The 4,239-nt window shown below is 57.9% G+C and carries 3 protein-coding genes; all 3 read right to left on the bottom strand.

The genetic code is table 11. The features are described from left to right. Nucleotides 1-164: 164 nt before the first annotated feature. The 3 genes from NKI47_RS34600 to NKI47_RS34590 all read right to left on the bottom strand — a co-directional run bounded on the left by NKI47_RS34600 (nucleotide 165) and on the right by NKI47_RS34590 (nucleotide 3,957). Nucleotides 165-2,231 carry a carbamoyltransferase family protein gene (locus NKI47_RS34600; RefSeq protein ID WP_352596264.1) on the bottom strand — a complete coding sequence of 689 codons (2,067 nt, stop codon included), beginning with the start codon at nucleotides 2,229-2,231 and terminating at the stop codon, nucleotides 165-167. Nucleotides 2,232-3,271: 1,040 nt separating this feature from the next. Continuing rightward, the gene (locus tag NKI47_RS34595; RefSeq protein ID WP_352480554.1) at nucleotides 3,272-3,694 is read right to left on the bottom strand and encodes a type II toxin-antitoxin system VapC family toxin; all 423 of its coding nucleotides are present in this window, start codon (nucleotides 3,692-3,694) and stop codon (nucleotides 3,272-3,274) included. Beyond that, nucleotides 3,691-3,957, bottom strand: coding sequence for a type II toxin-antitoxin system prevent-host-death family antitoxin (locus tag NKI47_RS34590; RefSeq protein WP_352596261.1), 267 nt, complete (start codon nucleotides 3,955-3,957; stop codon nucleotides 3,691-3,693). The genes NKI47_RS34595 and NKI47_RS34590 overlap by 4 nt, the downstream gene beginning before the upstream one ends. Nucleotides 3,958-4,239 lie beyond the last annotated feature (282 nt).

The following is a 4,239-nucleotide window of genomic DNA, read 5'->3' as shown; positions in this document are numbered from 1 at the left end:
TAAAATTGGACCCCGCGCTGGGGTTTTTTTTGGGGGGGGCGGGGCGGACAAATTTTATTGTTATAAACCACCATGTTTTTCACGGCCCCCGCGGCCCCGGGTGGCGGGGGCAGGCGGCGTCGATGAACACCTTTATTCGCGGAGCTTGGATAGCGGCATCGCTATCACGCTGAGAGCCTGTTATGCTGGTCCAGCGTTTGATCGCAGTCTTGATCCATGCGAGCAGCTTGTGAGGGATGCAACCGAACGAGGCGCTGCTCCCACAGTCGTCGCAGGCCCTCCATCACAGCGTCACGCTTAGCCTGATCCGGCGCAATTGTATTGAGGAGATCTCCCAACATGGCTTCGCCTTCAATCCGCATCAGCAGATTAAACAAGTCGTGTGAAATTCGCACACTGTCACTGCTGAAGTGGGTCGTGCTGATCTCGCAGTGAGTCTCCCGACGATCTGGCGCTTTGTAAGCGCGGGTTTGATGGAGGGACACATAGGGCGGCAACGAAACCGCAAGCGCAGTCCAATCCTGCAGCGTTGCAGCCCGCTTTTTTACCAGGAAGGGCCCGACCACAAGTCCATCCAGCTCTGTCGTCAGAAAGGTAGCAATCGCGTCTGCAACCGAATCCACGATCGGTTCGGCATTGTTGTTAAAGGACGTGTTGAGCAGAATTGGAGTGCCCGTGCGCTTCTTGAACGCATTGATGACCTCCCAGTACGCGGGATTGGCGTTGCGCGATACTGTTTGCAGGCGAGCGGTACCGTCGACGTGCGTGATGGCACCGAGCAAGGCGCGCTTTGAGTCACGCACGCGAACGACGAAATTCATGAATGGAAATTCGTGCCTACCGTCCGGGAGGTCGAAAAATTCGCTCGCATCCTCCTCCAGCACAGATGGCGCGAAGGGCCGATAGCCTTCGCGCTTCTTGACCATCGCATTGATCCGGTCCTTGTTTGCGACGGGCCGAGGGTCGGCAAGAATGCTGCGGTTGCCCAGCGCACGTGGCCCAAACTCCGAACGACCCTGCACCCAGCCGATCACGGCGCCGTTGGCGATCCAGTCGGCTGCACTGCTTGCCACGTCATCAGAGCGTTCAACCTCGAGATGTCCGGCCCATGCATTCAGTTCCTGTTGCACGGCGCGCTCGCTCCCGAGATCAGGACCCCAATAGACCTCCTGCAGTCGCTCACACGGCGCGGGGCGGCCCATCTCGTTAGAGACTATCAGCGCAGCTCCCAATGCGCAGCCAGCGTCGTGAGACGCGGGTTGCACGAAGATGTCTTCGAAAAGCCCTGAATACAGCAGCTTACCGTTCATCGTACAGTTGTGGGCCACCCCCCCCGCCAGGCACAACCGCTTCATGCCGGTGGCCTCACGGTGATGCCGGAGAATGTGGAACACGATCCGCTCAAGCGCTTCCTGCAGTGACGCACTCACATCTCGATGCTGCTGGGTGAAGGGCATTCCCTTTCGCCTGACCTCGATATTGCGGAGCAACGCCGGACCGATGCGGTCGAGGTGAACACGGTAGCCACCGCCGTTGGCGGAGAGCTCGTAGAACTGCTCGAAGAGCTCGCGATAGGGAGCGGGGTCGCCGTAGGGCGCGAGTCCCATTACTTTATACTCGTCGAACAAGCCGTAGCCGAGATAGCGGATCGTCTCGAGATAAAACAGCCCAAGAGAATTGTTCTCGGGGAAAGCCTCGAGTTGCGTAATTTCTGTGCCAGACCCTACCGCCAAGAGGCCCGATAGGAAATCACCAGAGCCATCAATCGCTAGAATGAGACTTTGTTCGAAGCCCGACATTGCAAAGGCGCTCACGGCGTGCGCCTGATGATGACTTACGAATGAAATACGCGAACTGTCCAACTTAGTGCCGAACTCACGCGTTAACAGATCCTGCACCAACGTTTTAGCATCCAACGGAATGGAGAGAATGTCCGGGTGGGATGCGGACATACCTTCAAGCATGGCGTTGGCATAGGGCTCGCTGGCGTAGAGCGCGACACGATCAATGTCGTTGAGCTGAACCCCCGCCGCTGACAGACAGTATTGAATCGAACGAATTGGGAGCTTGTTGGAGTGTTTCATCCGATTGAGGCGTTCCTCTTCGACGGCTGCTATCACCCGTCCGTCTCGGACGAGCACCGCGGCGCCATCGTGCATAAAGGCGTTCCGAAGCTCGAATCGGTTTTCATGGACTTGGTCAAGTCCGCCGCTAATTCCTAGACACAGCATTTCTTTCTCCACATAGTGACGGGCAAGCCAAATTGGCCTGCCTCCGTTTCCAACTAAATAGGCCGCATTGTCGCTTGCAGCTGCAACCGCCTGTCAGGCATCACCGGCATCAAAGAACGCCTCATAAGGGGTCCGCCTGAATCAACATGAGATGCTTCGATCGTGGCGCCTGCCGTTCCATGACGCCGGGAGTTTGGCTGGATCCGAATCTTGAGCGGCTGCTGACTTGCATGCCGGCGATGCCGTTTTCATCTGCAGCACGAACTTGTGACGCGGGGTGCCTGTATCCTTGCGAAGGGGCGGCTGTTGACGAATAATACCACGCCGTGAACTGGCCCGATTTCATTCCCCGAAAGACCGTCGCACAGGCGAGTGACACGTGCTGCACTGTCCGCCTGCTTCCCGGCCGCACATCCGATAATGCCTTCGCTTGTGCAGGAGGCCGCATCGCGTCATGCGTCGGCCAAACATGGCACCGACTGGAAGCACGGCAATACCGCGTAGATGTAAAGTGCGCTGATGTTGTATGGTAGCGCTGCCGGCCGGGTCTCCAATCCGCTGCCCAGACGAGCCGACTTGATCTGCCTGCGGCAATAAGCCTGCCACAAGCAGAAACGCGCTGGGCAGCTGGCTCGCCTGCAAGACTTCGCAGCTCAGGAACATTGGGGGACGACTAGCGTCGAACCGCCGACATGGTCGGCCAGTTGCAACTCATTTCTCGGCACGACCTCCACTGCACGTCAGGGCGCATGGAAGATCTTCTCCTTTGGATGGGTGATCGGTGCGGGACGTGCTTTTGTCCATGCAAGATTTCCGAAGAGTTATGAAATCGTTTGTTTCGATCAAAGTCATCCACGCTATGAATAGCTGCCGGACATGCGCTTCAAAGGGCTACAGGCTTCCCGGATGGCTACTCCGATTTGAAGCGCGTGGCATTCCATGCGCTCTGTCACAACATTTTTCAGCAAAGGGTACGAGAGCAAACCCACACTTCTTTTTCGAAATTCGCTTCGAGCATTCGGGATGAGGTGCTGGGCGATTCACGCAGTCCACGGATCGAAGAGCTCTATTCCGAAGCCTTCGAAATCCTTCATATTACGCGTTGCCAGAGTGAGCTCCTGGGCAATCGCTGTGGCTGCGATCAATCCGTCCATTGACGTCAGCCCGCGGCCGCGGCGCTTCGCAAGACCCATCAGATCGCCCCAGGCCAGAGCAACCGGCTCGTCGACGGGGAGGACTCTCTGCTCGAAACGCTGAGGCAGGTCTCGGGCAAGCCATTCGGCCAGCGCCTCACGCTTCCGACCCTCGCCCATGAGAGCAACGCCGCGCCGGATTTCGGCGATCGACACCACGCTGATGAACGAGCGATCCTCGTCGAGCTTGTCCAGCCATTCCAGAACGCGTGCGTCCGGCGCCGGCCTTGTCACCTCGGACAGGACATTCGTGTCCAGCAGTAGCCTCACAGCGGCAGATCACGCGGTTCATCGCGTTGACGCTCAAGGTCGAGTTCCGCGCCGCGTAGCGGCGACTCCAGCAGAAACTCCGCAAGCGTACCCTTGCGCACCGTCTTGCGTTGCCATTCCTCGGCGGAGACGACAACGACGCTTGGCCTACCGTTGCGCGTGATCGTTTGCGGCGCCGCCTGCGCACGCTCGATGAGTTCCGACAGCCGCGCCTTGGCCCGAGCGACGGTCCAGTTGGCATCCTCTTTTGGAGCAGACTGCATTCTGGCCTCCGTGACCATTGTGACTACGGTGACTACGGTGACTATATAAAAATGCATAGTGACCGCAACAGGGGAGGGGGACTTTTTTCTAGAGCCCGGACGCCTTGGTGAGATGTTGTCGCAAAAGTTGAGTTCTGCGACGGTGCAAAAGTCAGTTGCAAAATCGTCGCGACAAAGGCTCGGCAGCTCCCCGAAGTAGCCATTTCAGATTGCTTGCAGGTGCGGATAAAGTCCTTTATGCATCGGCACATGATCAAGTCCGCGCCCATCGCTGCAATCTAT

Origin of the sequence: Mesorhizobium sp. M0633, assembly GCF_040320645.1 — a bacterium.
GTDB lineage: Bacteria > Pseudomonadota > Alphaproteobacteria > Rhizobiales > Rhizobiaceae > Mesorhizobium.
The sequence above is the reverse complement of the archived record's forward strand: the minus strand, read 5'-3'. Positions and strand labels throughout refer to the sequence as shown.